The following is a 21,015-nucleotide window of genomic DNA, read 5'->3' on the forward strand; positions in this document are numbered from 1 at the left end:
CCCATGACACATTTTGCGATTGCAGGTTTGCAGCTGGAGCTCGCCTCAAATGACAATCTGGATCTGGTGATTAAAAAAACCCGCACCACATTGGCCCGTTTTCCCTGGGTGCAGATGGTCGTGATCAGCGAGCTCGCCATTTTCGGCGCCGCCATGTCAGAAGCCGAAAGCTTGCCGTCGCGCGCAGAGGACCGCCTGTGCTCTCTGGCAAAAGAACTGGGGATCTGGTTGATTCCCGGCTCGCTTTATGAAAAATCCGGCGGCAAAATATTTAACACCGCACCGGTGATCAACCCCGCCGGGGAAGTCGTCACCCGCTACCGTAAAATGTATCCTTTTTATCCCTATGAGAAAGGCGTTGCGGCGGGACAGGACATTTGTGTATTTGATGTGCCGGACGTCGGGCGCTTTGGCCTGTCGATCTGCTATGACATGTGGTTCCCGGAAAACAGCCGCGCCATGGTCAGCGAAGGCGCCGAGGTCATTCTGCACCCCACCCTGACCAACACCCAGGACCGCGATGTGGAACTGTCGATCGTCCGGGCGACCGCCGTGCAAAACCAGAGCTATATCATAGATATCAACGGCGCGGGCGCCCTCGGGTGGGGGCAGTCCCGGCTTGTCGGACCGGAAGGCGATATCCTGCACAGCGCCGGCAGCACCGAAGAGGTCATGCTGATTGAAGTTGACTTTGAGCGGGTGCGCCGCACGCGGGAGCGCGGCATTATGGGGCTGGGTCAGCCGTTAAAGAGTTTCCGCGACGGCGGGCATATATATCCCCAGGAAGGCCTGAAAAACCGCGCCACCTATCTTGACAGCCTTGGTCCCCTCGCCCTGCCGCAACGCACGTCCTGAATAAACCACCTGTCAGATCCCCCGCGCCGGACTGGAATAATCATTTTCGCCGGCTTGATTATGATGACAGGCCTTGGCGCGAGGGTCTGCAACGTCTAGTAAACTCTCGCAAATATTTGGGCGCATAAATGCAAGACGCCCCCGGCGACCTTTCCCTAGAGTGGGCTAAAGCCGCCCCGGTCAGGGGCTTACAAACGGAGCCTGTACAACAATGAAAAAATGGCGATGCCTGGTCTGTGACCTGATTTACGATGAAGCGGAAGGGTGGCCCGATGACGGCATCGCCCCCGGTACCCGATGGGAAGATGTACCCGAAGACTGGGCCTGTCCCTATTGCGGTGTGGGAAAAGAAGACTTCGACATGGTCGAAATCAAGGACACCGCGGTTTCATCAGCCCCCGACATGTCGCAATCGAACAGCATCGACCCGACCCTGGCTCCGGTGGTGATCATCGGCGCCGGCATGGCCGCCTATAATCTGGCCAAGGAATTCCGCAAACACGATAGCAAGACCCCGGTCAAAATCATCAGCCGGGATGAGGCACAGCCTTATTATAAACCGAACCTGTCGTGCATGCTCACTGAAAAAAAATGTCCCGATGATCTGGTGATGGCCCAAGACCCCGGCGCAGAGGTCATCCCCCTGTCCGTAGTGACCGGGATTACTCCCGCCACCAAAACAATCCACCTGGGCAAAGAAGAGATGATCTATGGCAAACTCGTACTCGCCACCGGCGCCGGACTAATCCCCGCCCCCGTCACGGGCGATGCCCGCGATCTGATCCTGGGGATCAACGATTTGCTGGATTACCGTAACTTCAGAACCGCTCTGGCCGGCGCATCGCGGGTGGCAATCATCGGGGCCGGCCTGATAGGCTGTGAATTCGCCAATGATATGCTCAATGCCGGACTCGATGTGGATATTATAGACCCGGCCGGCCACTGCATGTCCAGCCTGTTGCCTGAAGAAGCCGGAGAAGCCCTGGCAACCGCACTCGGCGATCTGGGCGGACGGTTTTATTTGAACCGCACCGTCACAGATGTCCGAAAACAGGGCAGCGGGTTTCTACTGACCCTGTCCGATGGCACCCTTCTGGAAAGCGATCTGGTCATCTCGGCCGTCGGGCTTAAACCCCGTATAGAACTGGCCGAGGCTGCCGGTCTCAAGACCGGGCGGGGCATCATTGTCGATGACTATCTGGCCACGTCCGATCCACATATTTATGCGCTCGGCGACTGTGCAGAACTAAACGGCCAGGTACGAATGTATGTGGAACCTCTGGTCGCATCGGCCAAAGCCCTGGCCAGAACACTTGCGGGGACCCCAACGGCGGTGGCCCTCGGGCCTCTGCCGGTGGTGGTCAAGACGCCGGCCTGTCCGGTGGTGGTTACCCCGCTTTCGCCGACAGTGAACGGCACCTGGCATGTCGAGACAGACGGCTATAATGTCAGGGCCCTGTTTAAATCGCCCGCCGGACAGCTGCATGCTTTTGCCCTGACAGGAGATCACAGTAAAGATCACAAAACTTTGCGACACAGCCTGTCCCCGGAATAAGAACGTTACCCCATAAGGGGATCAGACCTCATCGGTCTGGTCCCATTTCCGCAGGGTGGTTTTCAGCACCTTGCCATAGTTGTTTTTCGGCAGTTGTTCAACAAAGCGGTAAAATTTTGGCCGTTTGAAGCGGGCCATATGCGTCAGACAGAAATCTTCCAACGCCACCTGGTCTGTTGCCGCATCAGAACAAACCACCACATAAGCCACAACCGTTTCCCCCCATTCCCGGTCCGGACGTCCAATCACCGACACCTCTTCTATCGCAGGATGACGCAACAGAACCTCTTCCACCTCCCGAGGGTAAATATTGGTGCCGCCTGATATGATAACATCCTTGGAACGATCTTTCAGGGTCAGGAAGCCATCCGCATCCAGAACCCCGTAATCTCCTGTATACAGCCAGCCTTCCTTCACCGTTTCCGCCGTCGCCTGCGGGTTATTCCAATATCCCGTCATCACTGTATCGCCCCGCACCACGACCTCGCCGACCTCGCCGACCGGCAGGAAAGAACCCGCCTCATCCGCGATCCGCACCTCGACCGCACTCTGGGCGACACCAACAGACGCCAACCGGTCCCGCCACCGCGGATGGTCGCTGTCCTGATGCAAGGCGGCATTCAGGGCGGTAATGGTCATCGGGCTTTCCCCCTGGCCATACAACTGGGCCAGTTTGGGACCGAAACGCTTCAATCCCGCGAGACAATCTTCCACATACATGGGTCCCCCGCCGTAAATAATCGTTTTCAGATTGCGGGTATCCCGTTCATCTGGAAAATCCAGCAACCGCTTGACCATTGTCGGCGCGGCAAAAAAACTCACCCCCGGCCAGCTTTCAATCAGATCATATATTTCCGCTGGATCGAAACCGCCGCTTTCCGGGATCACATGACAGCTGCCCTGCATCACATGAGCCAGACCGTAGAGACCGGACCCGTGGCTCATGGGCGCCGCATGCAGAAATGCGCCCCAGGGTCCTCCCGAATCGACATCAGAAAAATAACAATGACACATGGACAGAAGATTGCGGTGACTAAGCGTTGCCCCTTTGGGCTGGCCGGTGGTGCCGCTGGTATAAAACAGCCAGGCGGTCTCTTCCGGTGCGCGATACACCACAGGAGAAGGCGCGTGATTAAGAAAACCGCTGTAGTTTTTGCCCGGCACATCAATCACCTCTTCAAGAACGACACCGTCTATTTTCCGGACTGTCCCCCCCAGACCCGGCGAGGCAAAACACAGTTTTGCTCCACTATTGGCGAGAATATAGGCGAAATCGCTTGGATGCAGTTTGGCATTGATCGGAACCGTCACCAGACCTGCATGCCAGCACCCATAAAGCAATTCAAGATATTCCGGACAGTTGCGCAGGATTAACGCCACCCGATCACCTACCTGTAAGCCATATTCCTGGCGCAACGCCGTGGCGATACAGGCCACACGATGGGCCAGATCACCGTAATTCGACAACAGGATGTCGCCTTCCGCAATAGCCGGATATTCTCTGTAGACCTGACCCGCCCGCGTCATATGGATGGCAATATTCATTTTAACTGATCCCTGTTATTACATAAAACCTTTTTATTACAAGTTGTTAGATCGCCTAAAGCAACAATACGGAGGGTGGGAAACCCCGCGCCATACTGCCGAAAGCAGCAAAATCACAACTGCTGTATTGACGGATGATATCAAATAAGTTAGCGTATCGCTAGTATAAATGTTATTTCATTGTACGAAACGATTGACTTGTATGTAACCATTAGGAGGCAAAGACGCATGATGAAATATGCCCTTGCAATTGATATTGGCGGAACCTTTACAGATGTTGTTTTGATCCGCAGTGACGGCAGCAGCTGGACCGACAAGACCCTCACCACACACCATGATCTGCTCGAGGGTTTCTTTCGCGCAGCCGGACTCGCGCTTGGTCGGGCCGGGATCGAACTGAAAGATGTGGATGATGTTGTGGTTCACGCCACCACGGTCGTGACCAATGTGCTGATCGAACGTAAAGGCGATGTAACCGCCATGATCGTGACGGAAGGCTTCCGGGATGTGCTCTATATCCGCGACGAACATCGCTATGACATGTTTGATCCCCAGATCGAATATCCGGACCCCCTGATCACCCGCGACGTCACCTGGGGCGTTAAAGAACGCATTTATGCCGATGGCACCGTCGGCCAGGACGTCGATGAAGCCGCCGTCCGCGAAGTCGCCCGTGAAATGATGGCCAAGAAAGTGGTGTCGGTTGCCGTTTGTCTGTTGAACAGTTACTGCAACCCCGCCAATGAGCAGGAAATTCGCCGTATTCTCAACGACGAAGCTCCTGAAATTTATGTGACCCTGTCCAGCGATGTCGCGCCGCAGATGCGGGAATATCTCCGGGCCAGCACCACGGCGGTCAACGCCTACGCCGTCCCGATCACCCGGCCTTATCTTAACGCCCTGATCGAAAAACTGAAAGAAACCGGGATCACAAACGAGCCCCTGATCATGCTGTCCAACGGCGGCGTAATCGGCGCCCGGGTTGCCGGTACATTTCCTGTACGCATGATTGAATCAGGCCCGGCCGCCGGCGCGCTTGTCGCCGGTCATATCGCCCGCAAATACGGTTTTGACAATCTGATTTCCTTCGATATGGGCGGGACAACCGCCAAAGCCTGCCTGATCCAGGACGGTTCTCCACTCGTGGTTGGTGATTTCGAGGTTGACCGTCAGTATCTGTTCAAACCGGGCAGCGGCATGCCGGTAACTGTACCTTCCATTGATATGATTGAAATCGGCGCCGGCGGCGGGTCCATCGCCCGCGTCGACAGTCTCGGCCTGTTGAAAGTGGGTCCCGACAGCGCCGGCTCTAACCCCGGCCCCGCCTGTTACGGCCGCGGTGGTACATCGGCCTGTGTCACCGATGCCGATGTCGTGCTCAGCATTCTGGACCCCGACAACTTCCTCAATGGCGACATGAAACTGGACATTACAAAATCCGAACAGGCCATTCAGCAACTGGCGGACAAACTGGACCTGTCCTTGAGAGAAACCGCCTGGGGCATCTTCAGCGTCGTTGGCGAATCCATGGCCGCCGCCGCCCGCGCGCATGCAACGGACCGGGGCATCAACTATCGCGGCCTGCCTCTGCTGGCTTTTGGCGGGGCGGGACCGGTTCACGCCTGTTATGTCGCCGATCGGCTGGAAAGCACACAGGTCATCTATCCACCAATGGCCAGCGTCCTCAGCGCCTTCGGCACCTTGGTGACCCCGGCCCGGCTTGATCTGGTGCGGGGCGGGTTGTCCAAACTGAAAGACCTGGACTGGTCAGGCATCGTACGCACCATCGAAACCATGCTTCTGGAAGGCGAAGCCGCCCTGATGGAAGCCGGTATTACCCGGGAAGCCGTGGCCTATGAATTCGCGGCCGATATGCGTTATTCAGGGCAACAGACCGAAGTCACCGTAAGTCTGGAGAGCGACCCGCGCGATACCCGCGATCCGGATCTTTTCCGCAACCGTTTTGAACAACAATATGCCGCTCTCTATGGCGTATGTCTCGACGATATGGACGTGGAAGTGGTCAACTGGCGGGTTACGGCCCACGGCGGCAACACAGGCCGCGAAGTCAATATCAAGCTTCCCGACAGCCCGGCCGACGCCAAATCAACCCGTGCGGTTTATCTGGAAGACCGCGCCGTAGACGTACCGGTCTATGATCGTCGGGCGCTCGCCGCCGGACAGGAAATAGAAGGTCCGGTCATTATCGAAGAACGCGAGACAACCGCCTTCATCCTGCCTGGCTGGACTATGTCGGTGCACACGGATGGCAGTCTCATCGCCACGAAACAAGAACAGGGAGATCAGTAAAATGGACGGCATTCAACTTGAAATCATGTGGAGTAACCTCATCAGCATAGTGAGCGAACAGGCCAAGGCGCTGCAACGCATTGCCTTTAGTCCGATCGTCCGTGAAGCCGGCGACCTCGCCACCGCCCTGTTTGATTCCGAAGGCCGCATGGTGGCCCAGGCCATCACCGGCACCCCCGGTCACATCAACTCATTAGCGGCGGCGGCAAAGCAAATGATCGCCATTATCCCGCCAGAAGATATCTACCCCGGCGACGTGCTGATCACCAATGACCCCTGGCTTTCTGCCGGACATTTTTTCGACATTACCCTTCTGACCCCGATTTTCCGTAATGACAAGATTATTGGATATTGCGGTTCCACCATCCATCATACAGATATTGGCGGATACGGGGTTGGCGCGGGGGCCCGCGACATTCACGAGGAAGGCTTGTGGATCCCTGTGCTGAAACTTTATGAACGGGACAAACCCAATGATACCCTTCATAAAATCATTCGCCGTAATGTGCGCACCCCGGACGCCATTTTCGGTGATCTGGGCGCCCAGACATCCAGCGGAAGAATCGGAGGCGAACGCCTCAACGCCATGTGTGACCGATACGACCTTGCGGATATTGACGAACTGGCTGAAGAAATCATTTCCCGGTCAGAAAAAGCCACCCAGGACGCCATCCGCGATATCACGCCAGGCACCTATCACGGAGAAACCAGTTTTGATGTGCCGGGCGGTGAGATCATCACCCTGAAAACCGCGGTGACCATTGATCCGGACGCGGGCGAAATTCTGATCGATTTCGAAGGCAGCTCCGCGCCAAGCAAACTGGGCATCAACGTGGTGATGGCCTATACCCATGCCTACAGCACTTTCGCCATCCGCAGCGTCCTGAATCCCGACCTGCCCAACAATGCCGGAAGTCTCGCCCCGATCAAGGTCAAGGCCCCGAAGGAATGCATCATCAATGCGCAATATCCGTCTCCTGTAAACGCCCGTCATGTGGTCGGCATGTATGTGCCGTTCCCCATTCTGAAAGCGTTGTCCCAGGTGATCCCGGAACGGACGCTGGCGGAAGGCTCCGGCGCGGTCTGGACCATTCAGGTTCAGGGCCATGATCAGGAAGGCAAGCCCTTCACCAGTTCCATGTTCAACTATTCCGGCGGCATGGGCGCGCGGGCGACCAAGAAGGGCCTGTCGGCAACCTGTTATCCCACCGGGGTATCGGCGGTGCCAATCGAGGTTCTCGAAGCGTCCATTCCGATCGAGTTCACCTGCAAGGAACTTCTACCCGACACTGGCGGCAAGGGATTGTACAACGGTGGTGACGGTCAAAAGATCGGTTTCCGCATGCGGTCTGGCGCCGAATGGGCATTGAACGCCATCCCCAGCCGCCTGAAAACCCAGGCCGAAGGTCTCGAGGGTGGCGCTCCGGGTGCTGCCGGCGGCTTCCAGATCAACGGCGTGGCCAGCAATGCCGCTAAAAAGATCGCCATGGCGGCCACCGACGAAGTTCTCATGATGACTCCGGGCGGCGGAGGTATGGGAAAACCTGCCTGATCCGTCCTGAAAAACCCGCCTTCGGCCCCACCGGGCCGTAGGCTCCCCTAAACCTTAAGGAGATACTGAACCATGACTTATCCCAACACATTGATTTTTGTTGACCTGACTTCTGATGACCCTGCTGCGGCGGGCGAATTCTATGCCGCTGTTTTTGGCTGGGAAAACGACCCACGCCCCAAAGGCGTCTTTCACCGCATGGTGCCCGGGCAGAACTTTTTGAACCCCGACAAAAGCCAGAGCCAGATCGGTAATCTGCATCTGGGCATCCATAATGCGGCCAATGCCCGGCCTCACCCGGATCCCGAAGGCGTCGCCCCCCGGCAAGTGGCCGAAACCGGCCGCAAAGCCCGGATCTGGGTAATGGTCAGTGATGATGATTCCGTTGAACGCATTCTCGGCGAAGCAGTCAAACGCGGCGCAGAAATTCTCTGGCGCAATCACTTCTGGGCTGAATTCAATGGATTTAATGACGCCTTCCGTGACCCGTGGGGCAATGAAATCATCCTTTGGGGCAAAGGAGGAGACAGCCCTCAGGTTCCGGACGATTACACTCGGGAATAGACGTCCTTCTTCCCCTGCTGTAAAAACTTGCCCGCTGGCGATTTACTCGCCAGCGGGCTTTTTCATCTCTGATTGTCTGTCCTGGACCTTAGTAAGGTTTGTCCCCTTTGGCCCACAACCGGTGCATAACCCGGTAATATTTCTCATCGTCATACACCGTGCCGGTATGCAACGTGCAGCGGTTGTCCCAGGTCAGCACATCACCAACCTGCCATTTGTGACGATAGGTGAATTTCTCCTGAGTGACAAAATCAACCAATTCATCAATCAATTCCAAGCCTTCCGGGTTCGGCATGCCAACAATTTCCTTGACCGTACCGGTGCTGACCCATAATGCCTTGCGGCCATCCGCCGGATGAGTCCGGATCAATGGATGAAAGACGTCCGGGTTCTGCTCTTCCAGTTCCTTGCTCAGTTTCATGCTGCCATACTCGCGGTTTTCCATGAAATATTTATAGCTATGATGCAGAACAAGACCATCCAGTTCTTTTTGCCGCTCAGGGGTAAGAGCGTTATATGCCGCACAACAGTCGGCGATCAGGGTATCACTTCCTGTCGGGGGAACTTCCAGCGCATACAGCATGGTGTTTTGCACCGGCTCTTCTTTGTAGGAATAATCCGTATGCCAACCGACGCCGTCATTATGGGCCCCGATGGGGCGACCATTTTCTTCCCGATTGGACAGGATATAAATATTGGGATATCCCGGCAGGGTATATTGGGCCAGGGTATGGCCCTCCGGCTCACCGAACAGGCTGAGGTATGAAAGCAGTTCATCCGGCGTCATTTTCTGGTTTCGCAGCAGAAGAGCTCCGTGGTGATGAAAGGTTTCAACCAGTTTGGCCCGCGTTGCCGCGTCCGCTGTGGGAATATCCACATTGGTCACCTCCGCCCCGAAACCGGGTTTCAGTTCCCGGATATCCAACTTAACGTCATTACTCATAATGTCTCCCTTACTTGTCTGATAATATAATATTCACTTTCCATATTGCCAGACATCATAGCGACAAGGCGGTTGTACAATCTTGCACTGAAGCGCCCAGTGAATTGTCGCTGGCCTGCCTGTGCGCCTAATTTACCAAGTCTGTGTGCGCCTTTGTGCAAGACCGGATCATCAGGCTGTTCTACTCTCGTGCGTGGATTAAATAAACATATAGGGAAGCGCGAAAATCGCGCCAGAAAGGGTATCACAATGCATAAGTCTCTGCTGAATGATCAGTTCTTTAACAGTCTCGACAGCTCTGTCCTCCCCGTCGAGGAGGCAGAAACCCTGCCGCCTGGTTGTTATACCGATGCGGAATTCTATGAATTTGAAAAAGAAGCGCTGTTCAATCATGAATGGCTCTGCGTCGGACGCGAATCCTGGGCGAAAGAGGCCGGAGATTACTTTACCACCACACTGATTGGCGAACCCATCATTGTCGTGCGCAACCGTCAGGGCGACCTCAAGGCGATGTCATCTGTCTGTCAGCACCGGGCGATGCTTGTCGCCGAAGGCCACGGTAATGCCCGCGCCTTTATGTGTCCCTATCATCACTGGACATATTCTCTCGACGGTGACCTTCTAAATGGTCCGGCCATGGAAAAAACCTGTGATTTCAGCAAAACCGACATCAAACTCCCGACCTTCAAGGTGGAAGTCTGGCTTGGATTTGTCTTTATCAACTTTGATGACCAGGCCGCCCCTTTGGCCCCGCGCCTGGAAGCCGTCGCCAAAATTCTCGAACCCTACGACCTGGCCAATGCCGAGGGCAGCAAACCGGAAGAAGCCGACAAGTTCCCCTGGAACTGGAAAGTGATGTTCGAAAACAACAATGACGGCTATCACGCCAGCCGGTTGCACGGCGGACATTACCATGATTTTGTCCCCAGCGAACTGTCCAGTTTCCCGGACATGCCCGCCGACACCGCCGGCTATTGCCGCCTGAACGGTACAACCCACAGCGACGCCAGTTTCAATGCCAGCCAAAAGGCTTTGTTGCCCGTATTTCCCAACCTGAAGGATGCTGACCGCAATCAAATGCTGTTCGCCAATATTCCGCCAACCCTGTCTCTGGTTCTGACCAATGATATGGTCTTTTATCTTAATGTCCGGGCGAACGGACCCGAAAGCCATGAAATGGATACCGGCCTTCTCGTGGCGCCGGGTGCTATGGATAGTCCTGCTTTTGAAGATTGCCTCGCCGCCAATATGGCCACCGCGCAGAAAATTATGGCTCAGGACCAACATGTCGATGAAATGGTTCAGGTGGGCCTGCGCTCTCGCTTCGCCATCCGGGGCCGCTACTCCTGGCAGGAAAGCGCCCAACAGCAACTGAATTCATGGCTGGTGCCCCGCTATCAGGACTGCTGGGATAAAATGAAGAAAACCGGAATGGTTTCCCGCCCGGCCAAGGCCGCGCCAGGGCAATGCAGCGACACCAGCGCCCTGTGTGAGAAGGGGGAAGCCTGATATGAGCTCTCCTCACAGAATGCCGGTCGTCTTTTTTGGACACGGCAGCCCGACCAATGCTCTGGAGAATAATGTCTCGACCAAAACCTGGGCCAAGATCGCCCGGAATATAGTCAAGACAGCGGGGCGCCCCAAGGCAATCCTGTGCATTTCCGCGCATTGGTGTACCCGGGGCACAGCGGTAACCGCCATGCAGAAGCCGCGCACCATCCATGATTTCGGACGCGGTCTGCCGGGGCCTCTGTTTGACCTTCAATATCCCGCACCGGGCGCCCCTGAACTGGCCAAGCGCGTTCAGGACCTGCTCTCGCCGCTGCCGGTCACACTGGACCATAACTGGGGACTGGATCATGGCACCTGGGCGGTTCTGCTCAAGGCCTTCCCCCAGGCCGATATTCCGGTAATCCAGCTCAGCATGGATGCCCGCAAGCCGATCGAATGGCACTATCAACTCGGGCAACGGCTGCGTCAGTTGCGGGACGAAGGCGTGTTGATCATCGGCAGCGGCAATGTGGTTCATAATCTGGGTCGTATGGACTGGAGTCCGGCAGCAAAGCCTTATGACTGGGCGATACGCTTTAATGATCTGGTCCGGGATTGCATCACGGACAATACGCCGGAAAGACTGTTTGACCTTGACCTTCTGGGTCAGGACGCCAGTCTGTCGGTACCTGATCTCGATCACTTCTGGCCCCTGTTTTATGTTCTGGGAGCCCGCGATGGAACAGACAAGCTGACCCTTGATCCCGATTTTATCCAGTATAAATCACTCAGCATGATGAGCTTTGTGCTGCAACACCCGAAAGCCTGATTATCCAGGGTGTCCTTAACGGTGTATTTCAGGCATCCTGAGCTAAGCCATCTGGACAGCGGAGGTCTGTTTACCTATGCTATCAATCAACGCTTTCCGGAAACGAAATATCCGGGAAGCGTTTTTGGCTGACCCCACAAAAGGACACTTACAAGAAGGCGCATCATGAAAACCTGGCAGTTCACAACAGAGGCATTCCCTGAATCCGAGCGTCAAAATGCCTGGCTTTCCGCTATGGACCGTCTGTGCCTGCCCCTTGGAAATCTGCCGAAAACTGACAATTTCCGTGGCAGTGTATCTTGCATCATTTCTCCTTTGGGGCTTGAATTCGCCCGGGTCGATGCCGACCCCCAGGAAATTTCCGGACAATACCCCCCTCAGGAAGAAGCCATCTGGCTGACCCTGCTTCTGGAAGGCGAGGCAATGCTGATTCATGAAGAAAACAGCATCAAGCTTATTCCCGACGACATCATATATGGTCCCACGGCTGTCGGGGCCACCTTGAAATTCACCAGCCGTTTCCGCCAGATATTCATCAAATTGCCCCGTCTGGCCATTAACCCCCGCCTGATTTCTCCCTTGTCCCTGACCTTGGGACACTTGCCGGGCCAAAGCGGCATCAATCATGTGCTCTCGGGTATGCTGCGCGCGCTGGCCGATGGTCTGGATGATATCAATGACGCCCAGCTGCGACCTGTTGAACTGGCCCTGACCGAGCTTCTCCTGACCTGCATCGCCGAACAAAAGGGCATTCTCTCGATTGGCAATGCCGCCAATACAAGGGCCGATAACCTGCACCGCATCTGTCAAACCATCGAGACCCTGCTCGGCGATCCCGACCTCGCCCCGGCACAAGTGGCAGAAGCACACGGCGTCTCCTTGCGGTATATGCAGAAACTGTTCACACTGGCCGATAAAACATTCAGCAATTACGTCCGGACGCGCCGGCTTGAACGCTGCCGGGCGGACCTTGTCAGCCCCCTGTACAGCCAAATTTCCATTACAGAAATCTGTTTCCGGTGGGGGTTCAACAGTTCTGCTTATTTCAGCCGCTCTTTCCGTGACCTTTATGGCATTTCGCCTCGGGATTTTCGCCGCCAGCATACCCCGCAAGACCAGGACGAAACCGCTTGATTTTCCCCATGTGAATCCGTCTCATTTCTATGGCAAAAACATTGACCCTTCAGCAGATAACCGCTATTGTTTCATAGTGACAAATAATGTTTCATATAGCGATACGCATGCCGCGCCGAGACGCCATGCGTCAGGGAGGTATCTTGACATGACTCAAAAAACACGGGTCTATAACTGGGATGATTTGCCAAAAGAAGTCGTACGGGACGGGGTTTCCCGCGCCGGTTTTCGCGGCGACAATGTGCTTATGGTCATGAACTGGCTTGAACCAGGCATGGAAACCAATCCCCACAGTCACCCTTTTGAGCAGGTTGCCTATATTGTTCAGGGCCGTATCCGCTTTCATGTCGCCGACGAAGTCATAGAAGGTGGCCCCGGCAGCATGATTCGCATTCCCCCCAATGTGGTGCATTACGGCGAGCCGATCGGAGACGAACCAGTGATGAATCTCGATATCTTTAGCCCCATCCGGGAAGATTATCGCCATCTGGTGGACTATCAGCAGCCCGACTTCGATCAGGAATGAGGCACATCATGCAGCACTTCGCCCGCCAACACGCCCTGAAACAGCGCATCCGCAGCGGACAGCCCACTTGCGGGCTGTTCATAAAAATTCCCGCGCCGCAGATTATAGAACTCATGGCGGCGGCTGACTTTGACTTTCTGGTGCTCGACGCCGAACATGCGCCCTTTGGCGTCGACCGTCTTGACAGCTGTCTTCTGGCGGCCCGCGCCGTTGAAATTCCGGTGCTTGTCCGGGTGCCGGATCATCATCCATCCCACATCCAGAACGCTCTTGATCTAGGGGCCGCCGGGGTCATCATTCCTCATATTACATCGGCTCAGGATGCCGGCGCCGCCGTATCCGCCGCCACGTATCGACAAGGCCGCCGCGGCTTCGCCGCCTCTCATCGGGCGGCCCGCTACGGCGCGTTAACCGCGGACGCCTACCGGGAAGCCAGCGATAACAGCACCATTATCATCGGCCAGATAGAAGATGCCGCCGCCGTGGACGCCATTGATCAGATCGCCGCCATCCCTGGCCTTGATGCGCTGTTTATCGGATGTGCGGACTTGGCAGTGTCTTATGGTTTTAACCTCTCGGATACCAGCCGACTGGAGCACCCAGTCCGTACCATCTGTGAAGCCGGCCGCACCCAGCAAAAAACACTGGGTATTTTCCTGCCCGACCTCGGCCAGGTTGCCGATTGGCATGCGAAAGGGATCAGCCTGTATTTTATCGCCAGCGATCAAACCCTTCTGACCCGTGCGGCAGATAACCTGAGCGCCGCGTTCAAAGACGCCTTTGCATCAAAGAACCCATAACAAGCGAAAAATCCCGGCATCAGCTTTCTGTTTACCTGGATGTTCTTTGCCATTACACTCTGATTTCATTACAGTTATTTTGACCGAGGTTTATCATGTCTGACAGTGCTCCGATCCAATCCGTCGCCACGACGCTCACCATTCTGGAGACCATGGCCCAGACAAACGGCCCTGTTGGCGTGAGCGAACTCGCCCGCGCTGTCGGGGCCACGAAACCCCGTATTTATCGCCATCTGCGCACTCTGGTAGACCATAATTATGTCATGCAGGACCCGGTCACCGAGAAATACCTTCTGACGATCAAACTGTTCCATATCGGCCAATCCGTTGCCGGGCAGATTGAATTTCTGTCCGAAGCCCGCCGCATCATGCCGGCCCTGCGCCAGCAGGTCAACCAGACCGTCAGCGTTGGTCAAATCGAAGAAACCGGAGTCCGCATTCTGGACATCATCAAAAGCCGGTCTGAAATTGAAATTACATCGCCGCCGGGCACCTTGTTTGATTTCCACTCGTCCGCCCAGGGGAAAATCGCCCTGGCCTTCGGCCCACAACATCTCTGGGACCAGACAAAAGACCAAGCCCTGAGACAATGGACACACAAAACCATCACTGATATTCCCCAACTTGAAACAGAAATTGACCTGATCCGCACACAAGGCTGGGCCGTCGCCCCCGAAGAAGCCCTCATCGGCATCAATGCCCTTGCTGCGCCGGTTTTTGAACGGTCCGGAGTCCTCGCCGGGACCATCAGCATCGTCGGCTCCGTGCAGCATATCACCCCGCAACCCGCCCCCTCTCTCATCGATGCCATTCAGGCAGCCGCCCATCAGGTGTCCCTGCGCCTTGGCCATACCGGTGCGCGTCTTCCCGCCTGATCCCCGGAGTAACAGAATTTGCGTGTCACAAAACAAATATACGTGCGCCAGGGTGAAAGCGCCCGACCACATCCGGCCTTATAATTTCCCGACACGGCGCGCCCACCATGCCCGACGGAAATATCATGCCCCGTCACAGCTATGAGCTTGCGCCATCTGGATTTAATATGATATAAAAGTTAAACGTTTAATGATTTTTATGTCCCGTTTGCGAGGAGAGCGTTTCTTGACCGAGACAACACAAAATTACGAGGTTCATCCCCCGCGCCAGCGCTGGACTCATCTGGCGCTGATCGTCAAGGACATCAATGCGTCGATCGCCTGGTATGAAAAACACACGCATATGTCTCTTCTCAGCCGCACCGAAGATGAAAACGGCTATGGCGCCTGGCTTGGTGATCCTTCCGACCCGGCCCAGGCCGACTCCCCCTTTATTTTGGTTATGGCGCAGTTTTTCGAGGGCAAAGATCCTTTTGCCCCGGCCAATCATGGCATTCTTGGCCCCTTTGCCCATATCGGAATAGAGGTTATCGCACGGGAAGACATTGACCGGATTGCAGAAACCGCGAAGCAGGAAGGTTGTCTGGCCCTGCCCCCCACACAAATGCCCCCGCCCATCGGCTATATCTGTTTTCTGAAAGATCCTGATGGCAATAATGTCGAATTCTCGTATGATCAGGGCGTTTATGAAGAAGCCAGAAAAATATGGGGATCCCATGACAACGCCTCGTGACATCGCGCTCAGCTATCTCGCCGCTTTCTCCTCCGGCAATCCGGAGGAAGTGGCCGCCCATGTCACCAAGGATTTTCAAAACAACCAGATGGGCGTCTTCGGCAGCTGTTTCTCTGGGCGGGACCTTTACCTGGAACGCCTGAAAGGCTACCTTTCCAGCTTCCGGAATCTCCACTATACGACCGAAGATGTCATCGTTGACGGCAACAAGGTTGTTATTGCCTATCACATGACCGCGGAAAACAATCAGCAGCCTCTCAACATCAAGGGGGTCATGATCATCACCACCACAGATGGTCTGGTCAGTATCCGCAGCGATTATTGGGACGGTCTCACCTACCTGAAACAAACCGGCATCGGCCTATAAACCGACGCCGGACTCGTCCTTCTTCAGGTTCTTTGCTATAAGACCACATTTATAAAACCGGCCAGGGGGAAACGAAGGGCACCTTGCTGCGCGCAATAACCCTTTCGCCACATCGTTGAACATTGGCATAGAGTTCGTCTTCATCAATCATGGTCGAATGATAATTATCGATCACCCGCACGCCATCCACCCAGACACTATGTACACCGCGTCCGTCGGCCGACCAGATCAGTTGATTGACAATACTAAGCAACGGCCGCCATTCCGGGCGGTCGGTGTCATGACACACGAAGTCCGCCTTCTTACCCGCTTCCAGTGACCCGATCCGGTCCGCCATTCCCATGCCTTTGGCGCCATTCAGCGTCAACATGGACAGCGCCTCATGCGCCGGAAAAACCCGGGTATCCAGATGTGTATCCTTGAACAGGGCCGCCACCAGCTGGGCCGAATGCATGATGTCGGCGTCATAACCATCCGTACCCAGCATCATATTGACTCCCTCTGCCGCCATTTCCGGGAAACGTCCGACACTGGTGATGCCAAAAACCCCCTTCAGGGCCGGCAGGGGACAAAAAATCACATTCGTACCGCTGTCCGCGATCAGCTGTCGTTCACTTTCATCAATATGCGCCACATGAGTCAGGCAGATATTATCACCCAACACCCCAAGATCGGCCAGATGTTCGATGGGACGGCGGCCATATGTCTCAAGAAACCAGTCCGGGTCATCCTTGTAGGGGCTCATATGCGCTGAGATGCCCAAACCCTTGTCATCTGCAATCTGTTTCGCGGCCAGCCATACTTCGTCCGAGTTTGTCGAATGCCCGATCAGCAATGGCCAGGCGGAAATCCGGGCGTCCTCCCCTGCAGGGTAGCGGGCCACTTCATCTTCAAGCTGTCGTATTGCCTCCCGGTTCAGTTTGGCCTGGTCTTCTGACGCATCATAGGCGCGACCGCCGACCCAGGCACCGACACGCCCCCGAATGCCGAGACTGTCAACCCCCTCAACCACTTCATCAAGATAACGAACGGTACCGGCCTCGATAAAACTCGTCGCCCCCGAACGCAGCATTTCAAGCGCCGCCAGCTGGGCGGAGACTTTTTCATCTTCCGGGCCATGCGCCTCATAACGGGGCAACACCCATTTGGTCAGTTTTTCTGCCGGCGGACAATGAATATCGTCCGGCACATAATTTCGCGTCAAGGGATCGCCTGTGACATGAATATGGCTGTTGACGAATCCAGGCGAGATCACAAACCGACGCCCATCAATGACATGGTCTGACCGATACTTCTGCTCGATTTCCTGTCGGGGTCCCACCGCCGTGATCTGAGATCCCGTTATCGCCAAGGCCCCATCCATATAAACCCGACGTTCCGCGTCCATGGTAATTATTTTCGCCCCGGTGATTAACGTATCAACAACTGTACAAGACATTCTTTCTTTCGCCCTTTTTAAACAGAGGCCTTTACATGAAAGCCGTGCTTCCGGCATAGCAACAGCACGACATCATTTCAAGACACATATGGTCAGCATCCGACAAACGAATGCGCTCCCCCCTCAACAGATCACGTTCCCACCGGGAGTTTCCCCGGCTTTTTTATTACAGTCATCATAGCTTATTCCAGGTCAGGCACTTGACCGTGTACGCACATATACTTGTCACGCCGTGCAGATCAACCTCATGAATTGATTAAGATATTACAATAGGTTAGCATATCATGAACTTGAGAAACATATCATAAAAAAGGCTTGTCCATGTCAAAAATTGAACCTGCTGCATTACGGTCTGCACTGGGGCGTTACCCCACCGGCGTTGCCGTTGTCACCACAACCAATGCCTCCCATCAGCCCGTCGGCATGACCATCAACAGTTTCGCCAGCGTGTCCCTAGATCCGCCGCTTATTCTGTGGAGCATTGATCGGCAATCAGATCTCTTCGACGTCTTCACCGGGGCCAATTATTACGCGCTTCATGTCCTGGGTCAGAACCAGCAGGATCTGTCCAATCACTTTGCCTCCCCGGGGGAAGATAAATTTACCAACCTGACCCCTGAAGAAGGTCTGGAAGGGGTGCCCCTTTTACCGGACCATATCGCACGCTTTCAATGCCGGATTGTTGCGCGTCATGAAGGCGGCGATCATGTAATTTTAGTCGGACATATACACGACATTAGACAAAATGACGGCGCTCCCCTTGTGTTTCACGATAGCCGTTACACCTCGTTGGTCTGAACCAATCCGCCCCTGACATCACAAATATCCGGCACAAAAAAAACCCCCGAAACACCGGGGGCTTTTATGTATCTGCTGTTCTCAAAATCAATGCGGTCCCTTGAAAAGCCAAAGCTTTAAGAGGGACCGCGACGCCCGCCTCAGAAAGTGACTTTAACGCTGCCCACAACTTCCCGGGGAGGAATATATTCCTCACTGGTCCGGTAAGACCCGTAAGGATTGGTAAAGCGAGAATTCACCCCGTCCTTGTCAAACAAATTACTGGCCGTAAGGGAGAAACTGAACCTGCTGTCAAACGGCTTATACTGCACATTAAGATTCACAATGTTATAGCTCGGCACCTTGTCCACCGTCGGATTGTTGAACACCCGATATTCAAAATCGCCGCGATATACATAGTCTCCCCGGACAGTCAAATCCCCCTTGTTCGTAATTTCCGTTGCATAAGTAAGGCTCATCCGACTGGTCAGGCTTACCAGTTTCGCCGGCTCGTTGCCGTTCAGGTTCCGCAGCAGCCCAATACGACCGGGAACATTATACTCAAAGCCTCTTTCTGCGACTTCCGCCACATCAATGGCGTAAAAATCTTCGGTAAATTCACCATCAAGCGCCGCCACAAAGCCATCCAGACGCAGCTTGTCGGAAATCAGCCAGGAAAATTCAGCCTCTACCCCATAGATATGTGCGCCCGGTATATTGTCCGCCCCGCCGGAGAAAGGAAAAGCGTCCTCGGCGATAAACTGATAATCCTCATAGTCATAATAGAAAGCGGCAATATTCAAACGCATGCGCTTATCAAAGAATTTATTCTTCGACCCAATTTCGTAGGATCGAACCGTTTCCGGTTTGAAATTAAACGGCACATTGTAAGCATTTTGCGACCCACTATTGTTGCCGCCGTTGCGGTAACCTGTCGACGCCAAAACATATACGACATTATCTTCGCTCAACGAAATGTCGAACCCGGCCTTCCAGGTAAAGGCATTATGTGATGTGTCAACCACCACAGGCGGACCAAAGAAACCATAAAAGACGCTGGCGTCACTATGGGATTTATCATTTTGATAACGCATTCCGCCGGTGAAAGACAACCAGTCCGTCAACGACCAGGTCAGCTGGCCGTAGACAGCAGAATCTTTCCGGGTGACCGTATCTGTGGTCTGGAAATTCAGATTGGCCGGGAAACTGGTGGGTGGGCTGGACGGGACATCAAGATCTCCCGGCCCCGCCGGCGTAGTGCTGACCAGTTCCAGGATATCCTGATAATTCTTATGCCAGAGATAATAGCCCCCCACAGTCCACTGAACCGGACCATCGTCATCCGATGACAAGTTGATTTCCTGTGAGAACGCCTTGGAATTATTGTCCCATAACGGCACCACATCATAAAAACCGGCCGTGGCGAAATCCAGACGATCCGCGTCAACCGTCTGATGTTTTTCCAGATACTGGTAACTCGTCAGGGATTTAAGAGCCCCAATTGGCGTTTTCCATTCGACAACTGCATAATATTGCGAGTTATACAGTTCAAACGTACTGGCGTAATCCTGGGTCAAGACCCGGGCATCAGCAATCGGGTCGTCCACACTTTTCGCCGCCGCTCCATGCTGCTCCGAATCCTGCCAGAACCCTGTCAATAATACGGAAATATCCTCGGCTGGTTCCCAGGCCAGAGCAAGTTTTCCGGTGACTGAATTTGCATCATCCAGATCGTAGTCTTCAATTCCGGTAACTTTGGCGAAGCCATCGCGGGAATGTTTCTGCAAGGAAGCACGCACCGCCATTGTATCACTTAAAGGAATATTCAGATGTCCACGCGCCTTAACCAGATTATAGGTGCCCAGACTGATCTCACCACCACCGCTAAATCCATTAAGATCCGGCTTCTTGGTCACGACATTAATGGCGCCACCTGTTGTGTTCTGGCCAAATTCCGTGCCTTGAGGTCCGCGAAACACCTCGACCCGTTCCAGCTCCCCAAGGTCCATGCCGATCGCCAGTGGATTGGCGATATAGACACCATCCACATAGAACAGGACACCAGGTTGCGTACTCAGGTTTTGTGATGTTTCCCAGCCAACCCCCCGAATGGCGACAACCCGGCCGGCGCCGTCATTCTTGGTGATGTTCAGCCCCGGTACAAAACCGTTGAAATCATCCATTTTCATTACATTATTGCTGTCCAGGGTATCCCCCGAGGCAACCGAAACGGCCACCAGTGCATTTTGCAGAGCCACATCGCGTTTTCGCGCTGTAACCGTTATTTCCTCCAGAACCAGCGGCCCCTCGGCTGCCGCATCCGCCTCCGCGGCGACGACAGCGCCCCCGGTCAGCATCGCCCCCCAGGACACTCCCGCCAGGATACTGGCTTTTATTACTTCTGACTTGTACTTACGCATCTCCATTCTCCCTGAATATATATTCATAACTCCCAAGACCAGCGTTATCTAGATCAACGCCACTGCAGTACGCCTTCTATGCCTATAGGGAAGGGGATATTTTTTCTTATCAGTTTCCCGGTCCTCAAATAACAGTGACCGTAACTTCCCAGGCATTGCGTTCCGGGCCTCCGCCCGTCACGACATTTCACATTTGGCAATAATTTTCCGAGATCCTCACCCCAGGATACGGGCCATTGACAAAATATAACTTAATCGTTTAATTAATACCTCACTATTTTACCTCTGTCAAGACATGTAG

At 54.6% G+C, this 21,015-nt stretch carries 18 protein-coding genes; 14 read left to right on the top strand and 4 right to left on the bottom strand.

The genetic code is table 11. From position 1 onward, the window contains the following. The first annotated feature begins 3 nt into the window (after window positions 1–3). Complete coding sequence (locus FIV45_RS16795) at window positions 4–855, top strand: carbon-nitrogen hydrolase family protein (protein WP_099473687.1); 852 nt, start codon at window positions 4–6, stop codon at window positions 853–855. A gap of 211 nt (window positions 856–1,066) precedes the next feature. Next, on the top strand, window positions 1,067–2,410 hold the full coding sequence (locus FIV45_RS16800) for an FAD-dependent oxidoreductase (RefSeq protein WP_099473689.1): 1,344 nt from the start codon (window positions 1,067–1,069) through the stop codon (window positions 2,408–2,410). A 21-nt stretch (window positions 2,411–2,431) separates the two neighbouring features. On the opposite strand, the gene FIV45_RS16805 is transcribed toward FIV45_RS16800, so the two are convergent. Next, window positions 2,432–3,955, bottom strand: a complete 1,524-nt coding sequence (locus tag FIV45_RS16805) for an AMP-binding protein (RefSeq protein WP_099473691.1) — start codon at window positions 3,953–3,955, stop codon at window positions 2,432–2,434. A gap of 228 nt (window positions 3,956–4,183) precedes the next feature. Between FIV45_RS16805 and FIV45_RS16810 the strand changes: the two genes are divergently transcribed. The 3 genes from FIV45_RS16810 (at window position 4,184) to FIV45_RS16820 (ending at window position 8,381) form a co-directional block, all read left to right on the top strand. After that, window positions 4,184–6,265: a hydantoinase/oxoprolinase family protein gene (locus FIV45_RS16810; protein ID WP_099473692.1), complete on the top strand. Its 2,082-nt coding sequence runs from the start codon at window positions 4,184–4,186 to the stop codon at window positions 6,263–6,265. 1 nt (window position 6,266) lies between these two features. Then, the gene (locus tag FIV45_RS16815) at window positions 6,267–7,817 is read left to right on the top strand and encodes a hydantoinase B/oxoprolinase family protein (RefSeq protein ID WP_099473694.1); all 1,551 of its coding nucleotides are present in this window, start codon (window positions 6,267–6,269) and stop codon (window positions 7,815–7,817) included. A 72-nt stretch (window positions 7,818–7,889) separates the two neighbouring features. Continuing rightward, window positions 7,890–8,381: a VOC family protein gene (locus FIV45_RS16820; protein ID WP_099473696.1), complete on the top strand. Its 492-nt coding sequence runs from the start codon at window positions 7,890–7,892 to the stop codon at window positions 8,379–8,381. Between the two features lie 88 nt (window positions 8,382–8,469). Here FIV45_RS16820 and FIV45_RS16825 read toward each other — a convergent pair whose 3' ends face one another. Next, window positions 8,470–9,324, bottom strand: coding sequence for a TauD/TfdA dioxygenase family protein (locus FIV45_RS16825; protein ID WP_099473698.1), 855 nt, complete (start codon window positions 9,322–9,324; stop codon window positions 8,470–8,472). A 249-nt stretch (window positions 9,325–9,573) separates the two neighbouring features. Between FIV45_RS16825 and FIV45_RS16830 the strand changes: the two genes are divergently transcribed. From FIV45_RS16830 to FIV45_RS16865, 8 genes are all read left to right on the top strand, one after another. Next, complete coding sequence (locus tag FIV45_RS16830) at window positions 9,574–10,833, top strand: aromatic ring-hydroxylating oxygenase subunit alpha (RefSeq protein WP_099473700.1); 1,260 nt, start codon at window positions 9,574–9,576, stop codon at window positions 10,831–10,833. 1 nt (window position 10,834) lies between these two features. Further along, window positions 10,835–11,644 (top strand): 4,5-DOPA-extradiol-dioxygenase, encoded by an 810-nt coding sequence (ygiD, locus tag FIV45_RS16835; RefSeq protein WP_099473702.1) that lies wholly within the window; start codon window positions 10,835–10,837, stop codon window positions 11,642–11,644. Window positions 11,645–11,809: 165 nt separating this feature from the next. After that, window positions 11,810–12,778 carry a helix-turn-helix domain-containing protein gene (locus FIV45_RS16840; protein WP_099473704.1) on the top strand — a complete coding sequence of 323 codons (969 nt, stop codon included), beginning with the start codon at window positions 11,810–11,812 and terminating at the stop codon, window positions 12,776–12,778. Between the two features lie 148 nt (window positions 12,779–12,926). Beyond that, a complete protein-coding gene (locus tag FIV45_RS16845) occupies window positions 12,927–13,304 on the top strand; it encodes a cupin domain-containing protein (RefSeq protein WP_099473706.1) in 378 nt (125 codons plus the stop codon). 8 nt (window positions 13,305–13,312) lie between these two features. After that, window positions 13,313–14,104, top strand: coding sequence for an HpcH/HpaI aldolase family protein (locus FIV45_RS16850; RefSeq protein ID WP_165777037.1), 792 nt, complete (start codon window positions 13,313–13,315; stop codon window positions 14,102–14,104). 95 nt (window positions 14,105–14,199) lie between these two features. After that, a complete protein-coding gene (locus FIV45_RS16855; RefSeq protein ID WP_099473710.1) occupies window positions 14,200–14,979 on the top strand; it encodes an IclR family transcriptional regulator in 780 nt (259 codons plus the stop codon). A 226-nt stretch (window positions 14,980–15,205) separates the two neighbouring features. Then, the gene (locus FIV45_RS16860) at window positions 15,206–15,712 is read left to right on the top strand and encodes a VOC family protein (RefSeq protein WP_165777038.1); all 507 of its coding nucleotides are present in this window, start codon (window positions 15,206–15,208) and stop codon (window positions 15,710–15,712) included. Continuing rightward, window positions 15,696–16,079 carry a nuclear transport factor 2 family protein gene (locus tag FIV45_RS16865; RefSeq protein ID WP_165777039.1) on the top strand — a complete coding sequence of 128 codons (384 nt, stop codon included), beginning with the start codon at window positions 15,696–15,698 and terminating at the stop codon, window positions 16,077–16,079. Before FIV45_RS16860 ends, FIV45_RS16865 begins: the two co-directional genes overlap by 17 nt. 49 nt (window positions 16,080–16,128) lie before the next feature. Here the strand turns inward: FIV45_RS16865 and FIV45_RS16870 are convergent, their stop codons facing one another. Beyond that, window positions 16,129–17,517, bottom strand: coding sequence for an amidohydrolase family protein (locus tag FIV45_RS16870; protein ID WP_099473715.1), 1,389 nt, complete (start codon window positions 17,515–17,517; stop codon window positions 16,129–16,131). A gap of 321 nt (window positions 17,518–17,838) precedes the next feature. On the opposite strand from FIV45_RS16870, the gene FIV45_RS16875 reads away from it, so the two are divergent. Beyond that, complete coding sequence (locus FIV45_RS16875) at window positions 17,839–18,315, top strand: flavin reductase family protein (RefSeq protein ID WP_099473717.1); 477 nt, start codon at window positions 17,839–17,841, stop codon at window positions 18,313–18,315. A 140-nt stretch (window positions 18,316–18,455) separates the two neighbouring features. Here the strand turns inward: FIV45_RS16875 and FIV45_RS16880 are convergent, their stop codons facing one another. Then, window positions 18,456–20,714: a TonB-dependent receptor gene (locus FIV45_RS16880; protein WP_165777040.1), complete on the bottom strand. Its 2,259-nt coding sequence runs from the start codon at window positions 20,712–20,714 to the stop codon at window positions 18,456–18,458. Window positions 20,715–21,015 lie beyond the last annotated feature (301 nt).

The sequence above is a fragment of the Paremcibacter congregatus genome, assembly GCF_006385135.1.
GTDB classification, from domain to species: domain Bacteria; phylum Pseudomonadota; class Alphaproteobacteria; order Sphingomonadales; family Emcibacteraceae; genus Paremcibacter; species Paremcibacter congregatus.

Bases quoted from the DNA above. Each gene is read 5' to 3' on its own strand.
- FIV45_RS16795 (WP_099473687.1), top strand. From the start codon at position 4: ATGACACATTTTGCGATTGCAGGTTTGCAGCTGGAGCTCGCCTCAAAT.
- FIV45_RS16800 (WP_099473689.1), top strand. From the start codon at position 1,067: ATGAAAAAATGGCGATGCCTGGTCTGTGACCTGATTTACGATGAAGCG.
- FIV45_RS16805 (WP_099473691.1), bottom strand. From the start codon at position 3,955: ATGAATATTGCCATCCATATGACGCGGGCGGGTCAGGTCTACAGAGAA.
- FIV45_RS16810 (WP_099473692.1), top strand. From the start codon at position 4,184: ATGATGAAATATGCCCTTGCAATTGATATTGGCGGAACCTTTACAGAT.
- FIV45_RS16815 (WP_099473694.1), top strand. From the start codon at position 6,267: ATGGACGGCATTCAACTTGAAATCATGTGGAGTAACCTCATCAGCATA.
- FIV45_RS16820 (WP_099473696.1), top strand. From the start codon at position 7,890: ATGACTTATCCCAACACATTGATTTTTGTTGACCTGACTTCTGATGAC.
- FIV45_RS16825 (WP_099473698.1), bottom strand. From the start codon at position 9,324: ATGAGTAATGACGTTAAGTTGGATATCCGGGAACTGAAACCCGGTTTC.
- FIV45_RS16830 (WP_099473700.1), top strand. From the start codon at position 9,574: ATGCATAAGTCTCTGCTGAATGATCAGTTCTTTAACAGTCTCGACAGC.
- ygiD (WP_099473702.1), top strand. From the start codon at position 10,835: ATGAGCTCTCCTCACAGAATGCCGGTCGTCTTTTTTGGACACGGCAGC.
- FIV45_RS16840 (WP_099473704.1), top strand. From the start codon at position 11,810: ATGAAAACCTGGCAGTTCACAACAGAGGCATTCCCTGAATCCGAGCGT.
- FIV45_RS16845 (WP_099473706.1), top strand. From the start codon at position 12,927: ATGACTCAAAAAACACGGGTCTATAACTGGGATGATTTGCCAAAAGAA.
- FIV45_RS16850 (WP_165777037.1), top strand. From the start codon at position 13,313: ATGCAGCACTTCGCCCGCCAACACGCCCTGAAACAGCGCATCCGCAGC.
- FIV45_RS16855 (WP_099473710.1), top strand. From the start codon at position 14,200: ATGTCTGACAGTGCTCCGATCCAATCCGTCGCCACGACGCTCACCATT.
- FIV45_RS16865 (WP_165777039.1), top strand. From the start codon at position 15,696: ATGACAACGCCTCGTGACATCGCGCTCAGCTATCTCGCCGCTTTCTCC.
- FIV45_RS16870 (WP_099473715.1), bottom strand. From the start codon at position 17,517: ATGTCTTGTACAGTTGTTGATACGTTAATCACCGGGGCGAAAATAATT.
- FIV45_RS16875 (WP_099473717.1), top strand. From the start codon at position 17,839: ATGTCAAAAATTGAACCTGCTGCATTACGGTCTGCACTGGGGCGTTAC.
- FIV45_RS16880 (WP_165777040.1), bottom strand. From the start codon at position 20,714: ATGCGTAAGTACAAGTCAGAAGTAATAAAAGCCAGTATCCTGGCGGGA.